Annotated in this window: 14 protein-coding genes; 13 read left to right on the forward strand and 1 reads right to left on the reverse strand. The window is 65.2% G+C overall.

The features are described 5' to 3' along the window. Positions 1-35 precede the first annotated feature (35 nt). From KP003_RS17430 to KP003_RS17445, 4 genes are all read left to right on the forward strand, one after another. Positions 36-710: a heavy metal response regulator transcription factor gene (locus KP003_RS17430; RefSeq protein WP_216497516.1), complete on the forward strand. Its 675-nt coding sequence runs from the start codon at positions 36-38 to the stop codon at positions 708-710. Then, a complete protein-coding gene (locus KP003_RS17435) occupies positions 688-2,127 on the forward strand; it encodes a heavy metal sensor histidine kinase (protein ID WP_217300022.1) in 1,440 nt (479 codons plus the stop codon). The genes KP003_RS17430 and KP003_RS17435 overlap by 23 nt, the downstream gene beginning before the upstream one ends. Next, positions 2,114-4,333, forward strand: a complete 2,220-nt coding sequence (locus KP003_RS17440; protein ID WP_239027568.1) for a hybrid sensor histidine kinase/response regulator — start codon at positions 2,114-2,116, stop codon at positions 4,331-4,333. The genes KP003_RS17435 and KP003_RS17440 overlap by 14 nt, the downstream gene beginning before the upstream one ends. A gap of 98 nt (positions 4,334-4,431) precedes the next feature. After that, positions 4,432-6,333 carry an LTA synthase family protein gene (locus tag KP003_RS17445; protein WP_217300023.1) on the forward strand — a complete coding sequence of 634 codons (1,902 nt, stop codon included), beginning with the start codon at positions 4,432-4,434 and terminating at the stop codon, positions 6,331-6,333. 178 nt (positions 6,334-6,511) lie between these two features. On the opposite strand, the gene KP003_RS17450 is transcribed toward KP003_RS17445, so the two are convergent. Beyond that, the gene (locus KP003_RS17450) at positions 6,512-7,261 is read right to left on the reverse strand and encodes an SDR family oxidoreductase (RefSeq protein WP_217300024.1); all 750 of its coding nucleotides are present in this window, start codon (positions 7,259-7,261) and stop codon (positions 6,512-6,514) included. 382 nt (positions 7,262-7,643) lie between these two features. Between KP003_RS17450 and larB the strand changes: the two genes are divergently transcribed. From larB to alaS, 9 genes are all read left to right on the forward strand, one after another. Then, positions 7,644-8,399, forward strand: a complete 756-nt coding sequence (gene larB, locus KP003_RS17455) for a nickel pincer cofactor biosynthesis protein LarB (RefSeq protein WP_216789371.1) — start codon at positions 7,644-7,646, stop codon at positions 8,397-8,399. Further along, on the forward strand, positions 8,396-9,553 hold the full coding sequence (larC, locus tag KP003_RS17460) for a nickel pincer cofactor biosynthesis protein LarC (RefSeq protein WP_217300025.1): 1,158 nt from the start codon (positions 8,396-8,398) through the stop codon (positions 9,551-9,553). Before larB ends, larC begins: the two co-directional genes overlap by 4 nt. Continuing rightward, entirely contained in the window at positions 9,550-9,999 is a 450-nt protein-coding gene (locus KP003_RS17465) for a phosphatidylglycerophosphatase A family protein (protein ID WP_216789373.1), read from the forward strand. The genes larC and KP003_RS17465 overlap by 4 nt, the downstream gene beginning before the upstream one ends. Beyond that, positions 9,996-11,240, forward strand: a complete 1,245-nt coding sequence (locus KP003_RS17470) for a competence/damage-inducible protein A (protein WP_217300026.1) — start codon at positions 9,996-9,998, stop codon at positions 11,238-11,240. Before KP003_RS17465 ends, KP003_RS17470 begins: the two co-directional genes overlap by 4 nt. Positions 11,241-11,275: 35 nt before the next feature. Next, the gene (locus tag KP003_RS17475; protein ID WP_216497509.1) at positions 11,276-13,246 is read left to right on the forward strand and encodes a sensor histidine kinase; all 1,971 of its coding nucleotides are present in this window, start codon (positions 11,276-11,278) and stop codon (positions 13,244-13,246) included. A gap of 268 nt (positions 13,247-13,514) precedes the next feature. After that, the gene (gene recA, locus KP003_RS17480; RefSeq protein ID WP_216497508.1) at positions 13,515-14,531 is read left to right on the forward strand and encodes a recombinase RecA; all 1,017 of its coding nucleotides are present in this window, start codon (positions 13,515-13,517) and stop codon (positions 14,529-14,531) included. A gap of 3 nt (positions 14,532-14,534) precedes the next feature. Continuing rightward, positions 14,535-15,695 carry a type IV pilus twitching motility protein PilT gene (locus KP003_RS17485; protein WP_216789376.1) on the forward strand — a complete coding sequence of 387 codons (1,161 nt, stop codon included), beginning with the start codon at positions 14,535-14,537 and terminating at the stop codon, positions 15,693-15,695. Beyond that, positions 15,696-16,157 (forward strand): regulatory protein RecX, encoded by a 462-nt coding sequence (locus KP003_RS17490; RefSeq protein WP_217300027.1) that lies wholly within the window; start codon positions 15,696-15,698, stop codon positions 16,155-16,157. A gap of 201 nt (positions 16,158-16,358) precedes the next feature. Then, positions 16,359-18,986 (forward strand): alanine--tRNA ligase, encoded by a 2,628-nt coding sequence (gene alaS, locus KP003_RS17495; RefSeq protein ID WP_216497505.1) that lies wholly within the window; start codon positions 16,359-16,361, stop codon positions 18,984-18,986. Positions 18,987-19,100 lie beyond the last annotated feature (114 nt).

The raw sequence follows: 19,100 nt of genomic DNA on the forward strand, positions 1-19,100 counted from the left end.
CTCCTCCCGGTATTTGACGAGGAGTAGGGAACCGAATGCGCATCCTGATCATCGAAGACGAGCAAAAGGCCGCCAACTACCTGAAGAAGGGGCTCACCGAGAACGGCTTCAGCGCCGACATCGCCAACGACGGCGAGGACGGCCTGCACCTGGCCATGACCGAGCAGTACGACCTGGTCATCCTCGACGTGATGCTCCCCGTCAAGGGGGGGTGGGCCATCATCCAGGAGCTGCGAGCGGCCGGAAAGGATGTCCCCGTGATCTTCCTCTCCGCCCGCGACGCGGTGCACGACCGGGTGCACGGCCTGGAGCTTGGGGCCGACGACTACCTGGTGAAACCCTACGCCTTCTCGGAGCTTTTGGCCCGGATCAGGATCATCCTGCGCCGGCACCCCCTGCAGCAGACCGAACTGCTCAGGCTGGCGGACCTCGAACTCGACCTGGTCCGGCACAAGGCAAGGCGCGGCGGCCAGTCTCTCGACCTCACCGTGAAGGAATTCCAGCTCCTCGCGCTGATGCTGAGGCGGCGGGGGGAGGTGCTATCCCGCACCACCATCTCCGAGCAGGTGTGGGGCATCAACTTCGACAGCGACACCAACGTGGTGGACGTCGCCATCAGGAGGTTGAGAAAGAAGGTGGACGACCCGTTTCCCTTGAAACTCATCCAGACCATCAGGGGGGTCGGCTATGTCATCGACGAAGTGGCCTGACCGACCCCGCTCCAGCTCGATCACCGCCCGCCTGGTGGGTTTTTACCTGGTCGCTACCCTGCTGATCCTCCTTTGCACCAACTGGTTCCAATTCAAGGCCCTCCACAAAGACCTCGACTACGAGGACAACGATTTCCTGGTGGAGCGGATCGAGACGCTGCGGGACATCATCGCCCGCCACCCGGACGCGCTCAGGGACCAGATCCCCGCTAACAAGCCGGGGCAGCCGAGCCGGCACCTGGTGCGGGTCCAGGATGCCGAGGGGCGCACGCTCATGCAGTCGCCGGCGATGGCGGGGCTGGCGGTTGAGCTCTTCCCGCCGGCAGTGACCAGCGCCGAGAAGATCAGCCGCGGCCGCAAGTACCGTGCTCCGGACAAGAGGCACTACCTGCTCAACGCCGCCTGGGCGGGACGACGCGACAACCCTCACTACCGGCTGATCCAGGTCGCGCTGGACATCACCGACGAGGACGCGCTGATGTCCAAGTACCTGATCCGGACCGCCGCATCGGTGGCGACGGGGCTGCTCCTGGCGGCGGTTTTGGGGGTGACCATCACGCGCCGGGGATTGAGGCCCCTGCAGGAGATGGCGGAAAAGGTGGCGCAGATCACCGAGGCTGACCTGCACCAGCGCATCGGGACGGCGAACTGGCCGCGCGAACTGGACCAGCTCACCGTGGCGCTGGACGCCATGCTGGGGAGGCTGGAGGAATCCTTCGCCCGGCTCTCGGAGTTCTCGGCCAACCTGGCCCACGAGCTGCGCACCCCGATCAACAACCTGCGGGGGGAGGCCGAGGTGGCGCTCTCCCGGGCGCGCTCGGAGGAGGAGTACCGCCACATCATCGAGTCGGCCATCGAGGAGTACGAGCGGCTCTCGCGCATGGTGGGGGACATCCTGTTCCTGGCGCGGCCGGACCGGGGGCACCAGCCGGTCCTGATCGACGCGCGGATGGAGGTGGAACGGCTGGCGGAGTACTACGGCAACCTCGCCGACGAGCAGCATACCGCGATCGTGATCGAAGGGGACGGGGGGGTGAGCGTCGACCCGAACCTGTTCCAGCGCGCGGTGGGGAACCTCATCTCCAACGCCCTGCACTACGGCTCCGGTTTCGGCGAGATCAGGGTGAAGCTGCGGCCGACTGACGACGGCGGCCTGGAAATCGCCGTCGAGGACGACGGCATGGGGATGGACCCGGCGGAACTGCCACGGGTGTTCGACCGGTTCTACCGCTCGCCGCAGGCCCGCCAGATCTACAACCAGGGGAGCGGACTGGGGCTCGCCATCGTGCGCTCCATCATGAACCTTCACGGCGGCACCGCCTCGGTGGCCAGCCGTCCCGGCGCGGGGACCGTGGTCACCCTGCGCTTTCCGCCCCCCCCTCGGGGAGAGACAGGAGCGACCGTTGCAGAAACATGACCAGCAATCTTCGGGTACCGCGTCTTCCGGCCGCCGTCCCCCGATCCAGAACCAGACCGTGCGCATCGTCGGGATCTATGCCCTCTTCGGGCTGGCCTGGATCTACGGTTCCGACCACATCATCGACCTGCTCGTCGACGACAAGGGGACGCTCCTTAAGATCGCCGTCACCAAGGGGTTCGTCTTCATCCTCTGCACCGCAACCCTCCTCTACTTCCTGATCAACCGCTTCCTCCGCCAGCTGGCGACAGCGGACCGCGGGCGCCTGGAGAGCCTGGAGCGCCTGAGCCAGAAGAACGCGCAGCTGCGCCTGTTCTTCGAGGCGGCGCCCGCCTCACTGGCGATGTTCGACCGCGACATGCGCTACCTCGAGGTGAGCCGCCGCTGGCTCTCCATGTACGGCCTGGGGGAGCGCGACATCCTGGGGCTGTCGCACTACGAGGTCTTTCCCGAGATCCCCGAGTCCTGGAAGGAGTTTCACCGCCGCGGGCTGGCCGGCGAGACCCTCCGGGAGGAGGCGGACGAATTCCGGCGCGCCGACGGATCGCTGCAGTACATCAGATGGGAGATCCGCCCCTGGTATGAAGCGACCGGCGAGGTCGGCGGCATCGTGATCTTCACCGAGGACATCACCGAGAGAAAACGCTTCGAGACGGCGCTTCAGGCCAACGAGCGCTTCCTGCGCCTGTTGACCGACCACCTGCCGGGCCTGGTGGGGTACTGGAATGCGGACCTGACCTGCGGCTTCGCCAACAGCCCCTACCGCGAGTGGTTCGGCAGGAATTCTGACGAGATCATCGGCACCACCATGCGCGAACTCCTGGGAGAAGAGCTTTTCGCCCAGAACCAACCGCACGTTAGCGCCGTCCTTGCGGGAGAGCCGCAGCATTTCCAAAGGACGCTGGTGAAGCGCGACGGCGAGGTCGCCTACGTCTGGTCCCATTACATACCCGACCTGGTGGACGGCTCCGCCCGCGGATTCTACGTACTGGTATCCGACGTCACCGAGCTGAAACGGGCCGAGGAGCAAAGGCAGCGGCTGGAGCACCAGTTGCAGCAGGCCCAGAAGATGGAGTCGGTGGGGAGGCTCGCCGGAGGGGTGGCGCACGACTTCAACAACCTGCTCACGGTCATCATGGGGCTGGCCCAGCTGGGGATACGGGAGCTGGGGCCGGACCACCCGACGCTGGTGAGGCTGGAGGGGATCCGGCAGGCCGCGGAAAAGTCGGCGGCGCTCACCAGCCAGTTGCTCGGGTTTGCCCGCAAGCAGACCATCGCACCCAAGGTCTTGAACCTGAACGACGCCGTGGAAGAGATGCTGAAGATGCTCAAGCGCCTGGTGGGAGAGGACATCGACCTCGCCTGGAGCCCGGGCAAGGAACTCTGGAAGGTGCGCATCGACCCCTCGCAGCTGGACCAGGTCCTGGCCAACCTCTGCGTCAACGCGCGCGATGCCATCGCCGACATAGGCAAGATCACCATCGAGACCGGCAACGTCGCCTTCGACGCCGGTTACTGCAACGCGCACTTCGACTTCGTCCCCGGCGAGTACGTCCTGCTGGCGGTGAGCGACGACGGCTGCGGCATGGACCAGGAGACCCTGGCGCAGATCTTCGAACCTTTCTTCTCCACCAAGGAGGTGGGACGGGGCACGGGGCTGGGGCTCGCCACGGTGTACGGCATCGTCAAGCAGAACAACGGCTTCATCAACACCTACAGCGAGCCGGGGGAAGGGACCACCTTCAAGATTTACCTGCCGCGGCACAGCGAGGAGGGGGCGCGAACCGTGCCGGAAGCCATTCCGGCCCCGGCCCACGGCGGCAGCGAGACCATCCTGCTGGTCGAGGACGAGCCGAGCATCCTGAACGTCGCCGTATCGCTCCTGGCCCTGCAGGGTTACCAGGTGCTGCCGGCATCCAAACCGGCGGACGCCCTGGAAGTCGCGCGGCAGTACCGCGACCGGATCGACCTGGTGGTCACGGACGTGGTGATGCCGGAGATGAACGGCAGGGACCTGGTGCGCAGGCTGCTCCCCTTCTGTCCCAACGTCAAGAGTCTCTACATGTCGGGCTACACCGCCAACGTGATCGCCCATCACGGCGTGCTGGACCAGGGGGTGAACTTCATCTCCAAGCCCTTCACGATGAACGACCTCGCCGCGAAGGTACGTGCCGTCCTCGACGCGAAAGCCGAATACCCCACCTAGTTACATGACAGAAATGTCATCTCCCTGCAATGCATCGGCAAGGAGCGTTACCGTACTATAGGCCTATTTTGCCGTAAGAACATTCAAGAGGTTTCTCTATGCCGAAACACCGACTGGGGCTGGTCGCCTTCGTCTCCCTCACCTTCCTCGCAGTTTCCACTGCCATCCGCATCATGCTGGCGGCCGCCACCCCGAAAGGGGCCGGCCTCAAGCTCTCGCTGCTGCTCAAGTCGGCAGCTGCAGGTTTCTACTTCGACCTGGCGACGCTCGCCTATGCGATCGTGCCGCTGGCGCTCTACCTGATCCTGGTCCCGCGCCGGGCGGCGACGCACCGCCGGCACATGTGGCTGGTGCGCCTTTTCTTCGGCCTGTTCGTGGGTGTGCTCATCTTCGACGTCTGCGCCGAGTACATCTTCTTCGACGAGTTCGGCACCCGCTTCAACTTCATCGCCATCGATTACCTGGTCTACACCCAGGAGGTGGTCGGCAACATCCGGGAGTCCTACCCGCTGTCGGCGATCTTCTCCGGCATCGGCGCCGTGGCGGCGGCGGTCTGCTGGGTCCTCAGAAAGCCGCTTGCCCGCGGGGCGGAAGTGACCTTCAACGGCGCCTACCACCGCACCGGGTTCCTGCTCCTGCTCCCCGCCGTCCTCTCCTACGGCGTGGTCAACATCTCCCAGTCGACCATCTCCACGAACAACTACGCCAACGAGATCGCGGGCAACGGGGTCTACAACCTGTTTGCCGCCTTCATCAACAACGAGCTCCCCTTCACCAGGTTCTACCGCACGCTCCCGCAGAACCAGGTGAACGCACGGCTGAGGACCCTGGTCGCTGAGCGCAACAACAGCTTCGTCGATCCCAAGTCCGAGCGCTTCACCCGCACCATCCGCGCCGAGGGGCCGGAGAAGCGCCTGAACCTGGTGGTGGTGATCGAGGAGAGCCTGTCGGCCGATTACCTGGGGACTTTCGGCAACGACAAGGGGCTCACCCCGAACCTTGACCGCCTGGCCTCCCAGTCGCTTCTGTTCACGAACCTCTACGCCAACGGCACCCGCACCGTGCGCGGCCTTGAGGCGCTCACCCTCTCCGTCCCCCCCCTGCCGGGCACCTCGATCGTGAAACGTCCCAATAACGGCGGCTTCCGCTCCTGGGGCGAGATCATGAACGCCAAGGGGTACCAGTCGAAGTACATCTACGCCGGGCACGGCTACTTCGACAACATGAACGCCTTCTTCTCGGGTAACGGCTACTCCATCGTGGACCGCACCGACTTCGCCAAGGATGAGATCACCTTCGCCAACGTCTGGGGGGTGTGCGACGAGGACCTGTTCCGCAAGGTCATCAAGGAGGGGAGCAAGTCGTACGAGACGGGCAAGCCCTTCTTCTCCATGGTGATGACCACCTCCAACCACCGTCCCTTCACCTATCCGGCGGGGAGGATCGACATCCCGGCCAAGAAGGGGCGCAACGGCGGGGTGAAATACGCCGACTACGCCATCGGCAGGCTGATCGCGGAGGCGAGCAGCAAGCCCTGGTTCAAGGACACCATCTTCGTCATCGTCGCCGACCACTGCGCCGGCAGCGCCGGCAAGACCGACATCCCCATCAAGAAGTACGAGATCCCGCTGCTCATCTACTCCCCGGCACACATCAAGCCGGCCCGGGTGGAGAAGCTGATGAGCCAGATCGACGTCGCCCCCACCGTGCTCGGCCTGATGAACATGAGCTACCAGAGCGACTTCCTGGGACGCGACATCTTCAAGGAATCCGGCCAGCCGGGACGCGCGTTCATCTCGACCTACCAAAAGCTTGGGTACCTGACCGAGAACGAGCTCCTGGTCCTGGGGCCGCGCCAGTATGCGGCGCAGTACAAGGTGGACCGCAAAACCGGCGACGCCAAGGGCGAGCCGGTGAGCAACGGCATGCTGGCCGACATGCTCGCCTACTACCAGGGTGCGGACTACCTGTACCAGCACAGGCTGAACCGGATCCGCTAGGACCTGGACGGAACAAGCGGCGCCCAGCCGCTACCACGACAAACGGGATGCAGCCCGATGACCAGGGGCCGCATCCCGTTTTCTTTTGGAATTAGCAACTATGTTCCGCTGGTAAAGTCCCCTTTGCAAAAGGGGTTCACCTACAACGCTTCGTGGCAGCAGGTCCCCTCTCTCCCCCTTATTCCTCGTAGATCATCTTGCGCGTCATGCCGCCGTCCACCACGAAATTCTGGCCGGTGATGAAGCCGGCACGCGGCGACGCGAGATAAACCACCAGTTCGGCGATGTCCGCCGCGCGTCCCACCCGCCCCGCCGGATGCTGCCGGTGGTCGAGCGGCCGCAGTTCCGCCTCGTCGCCGTTATGGATCCACCCGGGACTCACGCAGTTCACCCGGATCTCCGGCCCAAGGCTCATGGCAAGCGCGTGGGTGAGCGCCAGCACCCCCCCCTTGCTGGCGGAATACGCCTCGGTGTCCGGCTCCGACTGGAGCGCACGGGTGGAGGAGATGTTGACGATGCTGCCGCGGCTCTCTTTGAGATGGGGGACCGCGTGTTTGCTGCAGAGAAAGACGCCGGTCAGGTTGGTGCCGATGACGCTGTTCCACTCCGCCAAGGTGAGTTCATGCACCGGCGCCGCGTGGGCCCGGGCCAGCGCCGCGTTGTTGACCAGGAGGTCCAGCCGTCCGAAGCGGGCCAGCGCCCGGGCGATCACCCCCTGCACGGACCGCTCGTCCGCGACGTCGGCCTCCACCGCCAGGACCGCGTCCGGTGCGCCGAGCGCGGCGGCCGCCTCGGCAACCGCCGCGCCGTCGATGTCCGCCAGCAGCACGGCGTACCCTCCCGCCACGAGCCTCTGTGCGATCCCCCTGCCGATCCCGCGCGCGGCTCCCGTCACGAGCGCCACCGTCCTTCGTTCCCCCTGTGCCATTATCGACCTCCGATCGTAGTCTCCGGTAACAGGCTCAAAACTTACAACAGCACCGGCGCTTTCGCAAACCAAGAAGGATGCGGGGGAATCACCAGGTCGACAGGGTCCCGCGATCGGTCATGGAGGCAGAGTGAAAGGAGGGGATCGACACCTCCTCCGGCAGAAAGAGATCCGGCTTTCCGCACTCCCTCTCACACCCCTCCCCTACGGAGAGGTTTTTACTTTGTACTCCGGCATGTTGCAGCGCAGTGACACAACCATCGCGGCAATCTCTCAGGAATTTATCCCCTCCTGCCAAAAATCGCATTTTTTAGCAGCGAATCCGCACTTTGTATGTTAGCCTTAACCCTATTTTTCAACCTGCGGAGGCAGCTTCATATTCATGCAAAACAAGGTAATTGAAAAGGTCCTCCAGGAGGTGAGCGAGGGGGCGCTCGACGTCGCGCAAGCCCTGCAGCGACTGAAGCATCTCCCCTTCGAAGACCTGGGCTGCGCCACGGTGGACCACCACCGCACCCTGCGCCAGGGCTTTCCCGAAGTCATCTTCGGACAGGGCAAGAGCATCTCCCAGATGCGCGCCATCATCACCGCGCTCATCGAGAAGGGTGGCAACGTCCTGGCCACCCGCGTCAACGGCGCCAAGGGCGCCAAGCTCAAGGAATTCTTCCCGCAGGCGGTCTACCATCCCGACGCCCGGGCGCTCACCATCGAGCAGCATCCGGTTGAACTGCGCGGCCGCGGCAAGGTCCTGGTGGTCTGTGCCGGCACCTCGGACATCCCGGTGGCGGCCGAGGCGGTCCTGACCGCCCAGCTTATGGGGAACGAGGTGGAGAAGGTCTACGACGTGGGCGTGGCCGGGCTGCACCGCCTGCTGGCACGGCGCGGCGCGCTCGCGGAGGCCGCGGTGATCATCGTGGTGGCCGGGATGGAGGGGGCGCTCCCCTCGGTGGTGGGAGGCCTGGTCGACAAGCCGGTGATCGCGGTCCCCACCTCGGTTGGATACGGCGCCTCCTTCGGCGGCGTGGCGGCCCTGCTCGGCATGCTCAACTCCTGCGCCGCCGGGGTCACGGTGGTGAACATAGACAACGGCTTCGGGGCCGCCTACGCGGCGAGCCTCATGAACAGGATTCACGGATGAAGGTACTCTATTTCGACTGTTTCGCGGGGATCGCGGGCGACATGACCGTGGCCGGCCTCATCGAGCTCGGGCTCCCGCTGGAGACGCTGCAACAGGAACTCTCTTCGCTGCCGCTTTGCGGCTACACGCTGGAGAGCCGCAAGGTCGAGCGTCACGGCGTCTCCGGCACCTCCTTCAAGGTCACCCTCGCCGAAGAGGACCAGCCGCACCGCCACTATTCCGGCATCGCCGCGATGATCGAGAAGTCGGACCTCAAACCCCGGGTCAAGAAGCTCTCCCAGCGCATCTTCCTGAAGCTGGCGCAGGCCGAGGCGAGCGTGCACGGAGTGCCTCTCGAGCGGGTGCACTTCCACGAGGTCGGTGCCGTCGACTCCATCGTCGACATCGTCGGCACCGCGATCGGGCTCGACTACCTGGGGATCGACAAGGTCTACGCATCGGGCCTTCCCTACGGGCGCGGCTTCGTCAAGACCGCGCACGGCCTGCTTCCGGTCCCGGCACCTGCCACCGCTAAGCTGATGGAGGGGATTCCGCTTTCCGCCGACATCGGTGAAGGCGAGCGGGTCACCCCGACCGGCGCGGCCATCGTGGCGGCGCTCGCCGAGAGCTTCGGCCCTCCCCCGGCCATGACCGTCAACGGGACCGGCTACGGCGCAGGGGAAAGGGACTTCCCGGAACTTCCCAACCTGCTCCGGCTGGTGCTCGGGGAGCGAGCCGAGCCGGGCGAGGCCCGTGAGGTGCTGGTCCTCGAGAGCCACATCGACGACATGCCCGGCGAGATTTTCGGTTTCCTCATGGAGCGGCTCATGGAAGAGGGGGCGCTCGACGTCTCCTTCTCGCCGCTGCAGATGAAGAAGAACCGGCCGGGAACCAGGCTCACCGTGATCGCGAAGCCGGGCGACCTGCAAAAACTCTCCGGCATCATCCTGGCGGAGTCGAGCGCCATCGGCCTGCGCTACTACCCGGCCGGCCGGATCACCCTCCCCCGCAGCTGCGGGACGCGGCAGACCTCGCTGGGCGAGGTGCGGGTGAAGCTTTTAGGCAACGGACGGGTCACGCCGGAATACGACTCCTGCCGGGAGATCGCGCTCGGGCAGGGGATGCCGCTCATAGAGGTGTACCGGACGGTGGAGAGGGAGTGCGGCGAAGAATGAGAAAATTCGTGATTGTTTCCGCCACCTGGTTCGGCACCGGCTTTTCCCCCTTTGCCTCCGGAACCGTCGGGACGCTCGGCGCGATCCCCTTCTTCCTGCTCCTCCGCGGTCTGCCGCTGTGGCTCTACCTCGTCACCACGGCCGCCTTCACGCTTTTCGCCTGCTGGAGCGCGGGCTTTGGCGAGGAGCTCTGGGGGGAGCACGACTCGGGGAAGATCGTCATCGACGAGGTGGCCGGCTACCTGGTGACCATGATAGCGGTCCCGGCAACCTGGCAGGGGATCCTGGTCGGCTTCCTGACCTTCCGCTTCTTCGACATCCTGAAGCCTCAGCCGGCGCGCTGGTTCGACCGGTCGCTGAAAAACGGCTACGGCGTGGTGCTGGACGACATCGTCGCCGGGTTATACGCCTGCGCCGCCACCCACCTGGTGCTGAGGCTTTTGTGAAAGTCGCCGTTCTTTCCATAGGGGACGAGCTCCTCACCGGCGAGGTGACCGACACCAACGCGAGCCATATCGCCGACCGGCTCTACGGTTGCGGCGCGCGGGTCTTCAGGCACCTCACCGTCCCCGACGACGATGAGGCGATCGTGCAGGCCCTTGTCGAGCTGGCCGGGGCAAGCGACGCCGTCATCGTGACCGGCGGACTCGGCCCCACCCCCGACGATTACACCGCTCAGGCCGCTGCACGGGCGGCGGGGGTCGAGCTGGAGCTGTCCCAGGAGGCGCTCGACCACCTGGCCGAGTTCGAGAAGAGGATAGAGAGGCCGCTGCACCCCGCCAACCGTCGCCAGGCGCTCGTCCCCGGCGGATGCCGGCTCATCCCGAACCCCTTGGGGACCGCCTGCGGCTTCGCGGTGAAGATCGGACGGGCGGAGCTCTTCTTCCTCCCCGGGGTCCCGTACGAGATGGAGCGGATGCTGGCGGAGACGGTGCTCCCGGAGTTGCAAAGGCGGCTCCCGCCCCCCTGGCGGCGGATCACCCTGAAGGTCTTCGGCATCCCGGAAGCGGCGATCTCGGAGCGGCTGGAAGGGGCCATCCCGGCAGGAGCGCCCCTGCAGCTCGCCTACTGCGTGAAGTACCCCGAGATCCACGTGATCCTCCGGGCGGCGACGGCAGACGCGGCGCAGCTCGAGGAGGCGGCCGCCGAGGTGCGCAAGCGGCTCTCCCGATACCTTTTCGCCGAGAACGACGAGACCATGGACCAGGTGCTGGCGCGCCTGTTCCGGGAGAGCGGCCTCACCCTGGCGCTGGCCGAGTCCTGCACCGGCGGCATGATCGCTGCCCGCATCACCGCCCTGGCCGGGAGCTCCGCCTACTTCCTGGAAGGAAACGTGACCTACAGCAACGCCGCCAAGAGCCGTATGCTGCGGGTGCCGCCCGAGCTGATCGAACGGCACGGAGCAGTGAGCGAGGAGGTCGCCCGTGCCATGGCCGAAGGGGCCCGCGAAGCTGCGGGGAGCGACCTGGCCCTCTCGGTGACCGGCATCGCCGGGCCGGACGGCGGCACACCGGAAAAGCCGGTGGGCACCGTGTACATCGCCCTGGCCGACGCCGAAACCTGCCGGGTTGAACGCTGCAACTTCCAGGGGGACCGCACCCGGGTCCGCTCCATCACCTGCTTTACCGCGCTCAACTGGCTGCGCCAATACCTCCTCTCCCGCCACGGAGCCGAGTCCCCGAACTAGGGGGGCGATAACAAGCTGGTCAAGGGGAAACCGCCTTGCACTTTGCGCCGCTGTTACTCATAGTCGCCTGCGAACTGCTGCTCCTTCTGATCGAGCAGTACACGCCGCTGCCCGGATGGCTGCACTTCGGCGTCTCCGTGTCGCTCGCGACGGTGCTCCTCTGTTTCGTGGCGCTCTTCAAGCAGCGCCAGGAGACCATGGTGGACGGCCTGCGCCGCGAGATCGGGGAGATGCAGCAGGAGGCGGCCAAGAGCGCGCGGCGCTACAAGAGCCTGCTGGAAGGCGCCGGCAACGCCATCTTCATCTTCAACGTGGAAACGGCTGAGCTCGAAGAGGAGAACCGGCTGGGGCGCGAGCTTTTCGGCTTCACCAAGGACGAGCTCGGCACCATGGTGGTGCGCGACCTGCTCGATCCCTGTGAGCACGAGCGCGTCCGGGGCTTTTTGTACCAGCTGGTGCGGCAGGGCGAGGCCGACTGGGACGAGGTGCGGCTGATACGAAAGGACGGCTCCTCCTTCCTGGGCGAAATCAACGCACGCCTGATCGACCTCGGTGACGAGCAGGTGGCGCACTGCCTGCTGCGCGACATAACGGAGAAGCGGCGCACCGAGCGGGAGATCTGGCAGAGAAACCGCGAGCTCTCCATCCTGAACAACATGCTGACCAGCATGAATCTCGGGACCGAACTGAAGGCGGTGCAGGAAGGGACCCTGCTCCAGTTGATGGAACTGTTCCGTGCCGAAGGCGGCACCCTGCACCTTTCCACCCCCGACACCCTCTCTCCCACCCTCTGCGCCTCGAAATTCGCCTCCCCGGACCTGGAAGAGGTGCTCGGGGAAACCCTGAGCAACCCCGAAGGCTTCCGGGAGGTTTGCATCGTGCCGCTCGGCACTGCCTGCCAAGGATGGGGGAGCCTCACCTCCATTCCCGTCAGTTCCCAGGAGCACCTGATCGGGGTGATACACCTGATCCACCGCGAACCCCACAGCTACGCCCCGGAAGAACTGCGTTTCCTGGAGACGGTCGGCAAGCAGATGGGGAGCATCATCGAGCAGATCAGGCTCTTCACCGAGCTCAAGTGGAAGAGCGAGGAGTTGCTCCGCTCGCACCGGCTCCTCGAGAAGAGCAGCCACAACCTCTCCGTTTCCGAAACCAAGCTGAAGCAGAACCTCGCGCTGGTGGAAAGGGCGCACCTGGAGCAGGTCCGGCTGGATCGCATGAAGAACCAGTTCCTGGGCATGGTCTCCCACGAGTTCAACACGCCGCTTACCAGCATCCTGTCGGGGGTCGACCACCTGCTGCAGCAGGGGTGGAGCTCGCAGGAGGACGCCTGCCGGGTGCTGGAGATGGTGCGCGACGGCGGGCTCAGGCTGAAGGCGCTGGTCGCGGACCTTTTGAAGCTGATCCGGCTGGAGTCGCGCCGGGAAGGGCTGGAGACCTCCGCCATCCACCTGAGGATGCTGCTGGAGACCCTCCTGGACCAGCTCCAGCCCCTGTTCGAGGAGCGCGGCCAGGTGGTTACGCTGCGCGACCTGGACCACCTCCCCTTCTTCCAGGGGGACTGCGGCTACCTGGAGCGGGTCTTCTACGAGCTCCTTTTGAACGCCATCCGCTTCAGCCCCGAAGGGGGCGAGATCGTGGTGAACGGCCGGGTGGTCCAACGGAAGGACCTGCACCAGCGCGCCCACACGCTTGCGCGCTTCAATCCCGACTTCCTCAGGCGCTGCGGCGACCGCTGCTATCTGGAAGTCGAGGTGCGCGACTGCGGCATCGGCATCCCGCTGCACGAGCAGCAGGGGATCTTCGAGATCTTCTACGAGGTGGGGGAGATCAGGCACCACTCAAGCGGCAGACGGCAGGGCAAAGGCGCCGGGTTGGGGCTGGCCATCGTCAAGGGTATGGTCGAGGCCCACGGCGGCATGGTCTGGGTGGAGAGCAACGACGGCAGCTCCTTCTTCCTGGTGCTCCCCCTGGAGCAGGAGCTGATCCAGCCGGCTCTGTTCTAAAACGTGTTCCAGGTTCTACGTTCTATGTTCAAGGTTCTAGGTCTACGTTCCATGTTCCAGGCCAACTGCTTTGGGCGGCGGCGCGGGAAAATCGGCTGTCGCGCCGGGGGGGGAAGTCGCTTTTCGAGGTTTTAACGTAGAACGCAGAACATAGAACGTAGAACGGTCGCCTTTGCATTTGCCTTTGCGGTTTTAGTTGTGTTATGTGTGATTGGTTCCGGAACCAGACCCAAAACAGCGCCTGACAAGGCTAAGGAGATATAAAACGATGCTCGACAAGGAAAAAGCGGAAAAAGCCCTCGACCTGGCCATGAGCCAGATCGAGAAACAGTTCGGCAAAGGGGCCATCATGAGGCTCGGCAACGAGGAGGCGCTACCGGACGTGGCGTCGATCCCGACCGGTTCCCTCTCCCTGGACCTGGCGCTGGGGGTTGGAGGCGTGCCCCGCGGCCGCGTCATCGAGATCTTCGGACCGGAATCCTCCGGCAAGACCACCCTCGCCCTCCACGTGATCGCCGAGGCCCAGAAACTGGGCGGCATCGCCGCATTCGTCGACGCGGAACACGCCCTCGACATCGGCTACGCCAGGAAACTGGGCGTCAAGACCGACGACCTCCTGGTCTCCCAGCCGGACACCGGCGAGCAGGCGCTGGAAATCGCGGAAACCCTGGTGCGTTCCGGCGCCATCGACGTCCTCGTCGTCGACTCCGTCGCCGCCCTGGTACCGAAAGCCGAGATCGAGGGTGACATGGGCGACTCGCACATGGGCCTGCAGGCGCGCCTGATGTCCCAGGCACTGAGGAAGCTCACCGGCATCATCTCCAAGTCCAACTGCTGCGTCATCTTCATCAACCAGATCAGGATGAAGATCGGCGTCATGTTCGGCAACCCGGAAACCACCACCGGCGGCAACGCGCTCAAGTTCTACGCCTCGGTGCGCATGGACATCAGGAAGATCGCGGCCCTCAAGCAGGGCAACGACATGATCGGATCCCGGACCCGCGTCAAGGTGGTGAAGAACAAGGTGGCCCCCCCCTTCAAGGAAGTGGAGTTCGACATCCTCTACGGCGAAGGTATCTCCAAGGAAGGGGACATCCTCGATCTCGCCGTGGAGCGCAACGTGGTGGAAAAGAGCGGCGCCTGGTTCTCCTACGGCAAGGAGCGCATCGGCCAAGGGCGCGAGAACTCCCGGATGTTCCTCAAGGAACACCCGGAGATCACCGAAGAGATCAGGGCAAAACTCACCGCTCCAGAACAAGACGCCCAAGCATCCGGCGCAGCCTAAACCATGCAACTTAACGAGATCCTCGGCATAGCCATGAAGGCGAAGGGGTCGGACATCCACCTGAAGGCGGGGCTTCCCCCCATCGTCAGGATCGACGGCTCCCTGCGTGCCATCCCCAACGCGGAGCGGCTCTCCAGCGAGGCGGTCAGGAACATGGCCTTCTCCATCATGAACGAGCGCCAGAAGCGGATCTTCGAGGAGAACTACGAAGTGGACCTCTCCTACGGGGTCCCGGGTCTCGGGCGCTTCCGCGTCAACGCCTTCGCCCAGCGCGGGACGGTGGCGATGGTGCTGCGCGCCATTCCGATCGCCATCCCCACCCTGGAGACGCTGAACCTGCCGCCGGTGCTGAAGAAACTCGCACTGGAGCAGCGCGGCCTGGTCCTGGTCACCGGCACCACCGGTTCCGGCAAGTCCACCACGCTCGCCTCCATCATCGACTACATCAACGAGCACCGGACCTGCAACATCATCACCATCGAGGACCCGGTCGAGTACCTGCACAAGGACAAGAAGAGCCTGATCAGCCAGCGCGAGGTCGGCTTCGACACGCTCACCTTCGGCAAGGCGCTCACCTCGGCCCTGCGCCAGGACCCCGACGTGATCCTGGTGGGCGAGATGCGCGACTACGAGACCATCGAGACCGCGCTGACCGCCGCAGAGACCGGGCACCTCGTGCTCTCCACCCTGCACACCCTGGACGCCGCCGAGACCATCAACAGGGTCATCTCGGTGTTCCCCCCCTTCCACCAGCGCCAGGTGAGGATGCAGCTGGCCGGCATCCTGAGGGGGGTCATCTCGCAGAGGCTGGTCCCCCGCATGGACGGCAAGGGGCGCGTCCCAGCCGTCGAGGTCATGATCGGCACCGCGCGCATCAGGGACTGCATCGACGACAAGGAAAAGACCAAGCAGATCCCGGACGCCATCGCCCAGGGGCACACGAGCTACGGGATGCAGACCTTCGACCAGTCGCTCATGCAGCTTTTGAGCAGGAAGCTGATCACCTACGAAGAGGCCATGCGCCAGTCCAGCAACCCCGACGACTTCGCCCTCAAGGTTTCCGGCATCTCCTCCACCTCGGACTCCAGCTGGGACAACTTCGCCGAAGAGCCGGAAGCGGCGGCCGAAGGCGGCGAAGGGGACCTGGTCATCGAGAAGTACTAGGTGCAGCGCGGTAGCGCCTTCGACTGCTCACTGCGCGTTCTCACCCTGCGCGACCACTCCGAGGGGGAGCTTAGGAAGAAGCTTTCCGGCAAGGGGTACGAAGAGGGAGAGATCGAGGCGAGCGTGGCCCGGATGAAGGAGCTCGGCTACCTGGACGACCTGCGCTTCGCCCGCAGCTTCGCCTCCTCGGCGCTGCGAAACGGCAAGGGGGTCGGGCCGAGGCTGAAGCTGGAGCTCTCCCGCCGCGGCGTGGCAGGGAACATCGTGAGCCAGGTGCTGGACGAGATGGCACTGGAGTACAGCGAGGCCGAGCTGTTGACGCAGTTGATGCAGCGCCGCTACCCCGGCTTCGACGCGGCCACCGCCTCCGACAAGGAGAAGCGGCGCATCGTAGGCTACCTGCAGAGGAAGGGTTTTTCCCTCTCGGCCATCTTCCGCGAGCTGAAGGCGCAGGAGGATTGAAGGCGGCCTCCACCCCCTCGCCCTCCGGGAGAGGGTGGCCGAAGGCCGGGTGAGGGTGATGCCACTGGGCGGCTCCGTCCCCCCTAGCAACGCACCCGACGCAACCGGCGCCCTCACCCCGCCCCTCTCCCGGCGGGAGAGGGAGAAGGAACGCACAACCGTTACAAGGTTTAGATATCCCATTTTATTTGAGGTTTTTTTATGACAGGCAAAGAGATCCGGGCGCAGTTCTTCAACTTCTTTCAGAGAAAGGGTCACACCCTGGTGGAGAGCTCGAACCTCATCCCGAAGAACGACCCCACCCTGCTCTTCACCAACGCGGGGATGAACCAGTTCAAGGACGTGTTCCTGGGCCTTGAGAAACGCGACTACATCCGCGCGGTCAGCTCGCAGAAATGCGTGCGCGCCGGCGGCAAGCACAACGACCTCGAGAACGTCGGCCGCACCGCGCGCCACCACACCTTCTTCGAGATGCTGGGCAACTTCTCCTTCGGCGACTACTTCAAGAAGGAAGCGATCGCCTACGCCTGGGAATTCCTCACCGTCGAACTCGGCCTCTCCAAGGACCGCCTCTACGTCACGGTCTACAACGACGACGACGAGGCCGCGGACATCTGGCACAACCAGGAAGGGGTGCCGCGCGAGCGCATCTACCGCTTCGGCGAGAAGGACAACTTCTGGGCCATGGGCGACACCGGCCCCTGCGGCCCCTGCTCCGAGATCTTCTGGGACAACGGCCCCGGCACCGGCTGCGGCTCGCCGGACTGCGCGGTCGGCTGCGACTGCGACCGCTACATGGAGATCTGGAACAACGTCTTCATGCAGTTCAACCGCGACAAGGACGGCACACTGACTCCGCTCCCCAAACCGTCCGTCGACACCGGCATGGGTCTCGAGCGCATCTCCGCCGTCATGCAGGGGGTCACCTCCAACTACGACACCGACCTGATCCAGGGGATCATCCGCCACATCGAGGGGATCTGCGGCAAGAAGTACCGCTCCGACGAGAAGGACGACGTCTCCATGCGCGTCATCGCCGACCACTCCCGCGCCACCACCTTCCTCATCTGCGACGGCGTGCTCCCCTCCAACGAGGGGCGCGGCTACGTGCTCCGGCGCATCATGCGCCGCGCCGCCCGCCACGCTAAGATGCTGGGGGTGTCCGAGCCGATGCTCTACCGCGTCGTCGACGCCGTCAACATGATGATGGGCGACGCCTACCCGGAACTGCTCGAGCGCGAGCACTACGTGAAGAAGGTGATCAAGGCGGAGGAGGAGCGCTTCATCGAGACCCTCGACCGCGGCCTGGCCATCCTCAACGAGGAGACCGCAGCGCTCAAGGCCAAGGGTGAGACGGTTCTGTCCGGCGAAGTGATCTTCAAGCTCTACGACACCTTCGGCTTCCCGGTCGACCTCACCGCCGACATCGTCGAGGCGGAAGGGCTCACCCTTGACGAGGACGGCTTCGCCCTGTGCATGGAGAAGCAGCGCGTCAAGGCGAGGGAGAACTGGAAGGGTTCCGGCGAGCAGGGGCTCGCGGCCATCTACAAGGAGCTGCACGGCTCCGGCATTAACAGCGAGTTCGTCGGCTACGCCGAGCAGACCGCCTACTCCACCGTGAGCGCCATCATCAAGGGTGGCGTCCTGGTCGAGGAGGCCAACGCCGGGGACGAGGTCGAAATCGTCACCGCCAGGACCCCCTTCTACGGCGAGTCCGGCGGGCAGGCGGGCGATAGCGGCACCATCTCCACCGGCGCCGCGCACATCGAGGTGGAGGGCACCACCCGCCCCTTCACCGACCTCATCGTGCACCGCGGCAAGGTCGTGTCCGGCAACGTCCGCAACGGCGAGGCGGTCGACCTGAAGGTCGCCTCGGCGAACCGCGCCGCGACCGCGAGAAACCACACCGCGACCCACCTCCTGCAGGCGGCGCTGCGCGAGGTGCTCGGCGACCACGTCAAGCAGGCCGGCTCCCTGGTCACCCCGGACCGTCTGCGCTTCGACTTCACCCACTTCAGCCCGATGACCGCCGAGGAGATCCGCAGGGTCGAGGTCCTGGTGAACGGCCACATCATGGCCAACGACGCCGTCGACGCACGCGAGATGCCGGCCGCCGAGGCCCTCGCCGCGGGCGCCACCGCGCTCTTCGGCGAGAAGTACGGCGACATCGTGCGCGTGGTGCGCGTAGGCGACGTCTCCTCGGAGCTGTGCGGCGGTACCCACGTGCACGGCGCCGGCGAGATCGGCTTCTTCAAGATCATCTCCGAGGCGGGCATCGCCGCGGGCGTCAGGCGCATCGAGGCCCAGACCGGGCACGGCGCCCTGGCAGTGGTGCACCAGATGGAAGACGAGCAGAGGAGCATCGCGACGCTTCTGAAGGCCGAGGGGGTCAGCACCCTGGATCGCGTGGAGAAGCTCCTGGCGGGCCAGCGCGAGCTGCAGAGGGAACTCGAGGCGCTGCAGGCGAAGGTGAACGCCTCCAAGTCGGCCGACCTGATCCAGCAGGTGCGCGAGCAAAACGGCGTCAAGGTCCTCGCCGTCAAGGTCGACGGCGACGCCAAGGGGCTGCGCGAGCTTTCCGACACCCTCAAGGAGCGCATCGGTTCCGGCATCATCGTCTTGGGCGCGGGCGACGCGGTCAAGGCGAACCTGCTGGTGGCGGTCACCTCCGATCTCACCTCGCGCTGGAAGGCCGGCGACATCATCAAGGCCATCGCCCCGATCGTGGGGGGCAACGGCGGCGGCAAGCCGGAACTGGCCCAGGCCGGCGGCTCCAAGCCGGAGAACCTCGCCGAGGCGCTCGAGGCGGTGTACCGCATCGTAGGGTAGAACGATCATCCGGCTCCCCTCCCCCTGGCGGGGGAGGGGGAGTTATTGGCACCCTCCTTGCCGGAAAGGAGAGGCAAACTCCAACGCAGTAAAGCCGTCGCCAGGTAAGACAGG

Origin of the sequence: Geomonas diazotrophica (genome assembly GCF_019063885.1) — a bacterium.
Classification (GTDB): domain Bacteria; phylum Desulfobacterota; class Desulfuromonadia; order Geobacterales; family Geobacteraceae; genus Geomonas; species Geomonas diazotrophica.

Bases quoted from the DNA above. Each gene is read 5' to 3' on its own strand.
- KP003_RS17430 (WP_216497516.1), top strand. From the start codon at position 36: ATGCGCATCCTGATCATCGAAGACGAGCAAAAGGCCGCCAACTACCTG.
- KP003_RS17435 (WP_217300022.1), top strand. From the start codon at position 688: ATGTCATCGACGAAGTGGCCTGACCGACCCCGCTCCAGCTCGATCACC.
- KP003_RS17445 (WP_217300023.1), top strand. From the start codon at position 4,432: ATGCCGAAACACCGACTGGGGCTGGTCGCCTTCGTCTCCCTCACCTTC.
- KP003_RS17450 (WP_217300024.1), bottom strand. From the start codon at position 7,261: ATGGCACAGGGGGAACGAAGGACGGTGGCGCTCGTGACGGGAGCCGCG.
- larB (WP_216789371.1), top strand. From the start codon at position 7,644: ATGCAAAACAAGGTAATTGAAAAGGTCCTCCAGGAGGTGAGCGAGGGG.
- larC (WP_217300025.1), top strand. From the start codon at position 8,396: ATGAAGGTACTCTATTTCGACTGTTTCGCGGGGATCGCGGGCGACATG.
- KP003_RS17465 (WP_216789373.1), top strand. From the start codon at position 9,550: ATGAGAAAATTCGTGATTGTTTCCGCCACCTGGTTCGGCACCGGCTTT.
- recA (WP_216497508.1), top strand. From the start codon at position 13,515: ATGCTCGACAAGGAAAAAGCGGAAAAAGCCCTCGACCTGGCCATGAGC.
- KP003_RS17485 (WP_216789376.1), top strand. From the start codon at position 14,535: ATGCAACTTAACGAGATCCTCGGCATAGCCATGAAGGCGAAGGGGTCG.
- alaS (WP_216497505.1), top strand. From the start codon at position 16,359: ATGACAGGCAAAGAGATCCGGGCGCAGTTCTTCAACTTCTTTCAGAGA.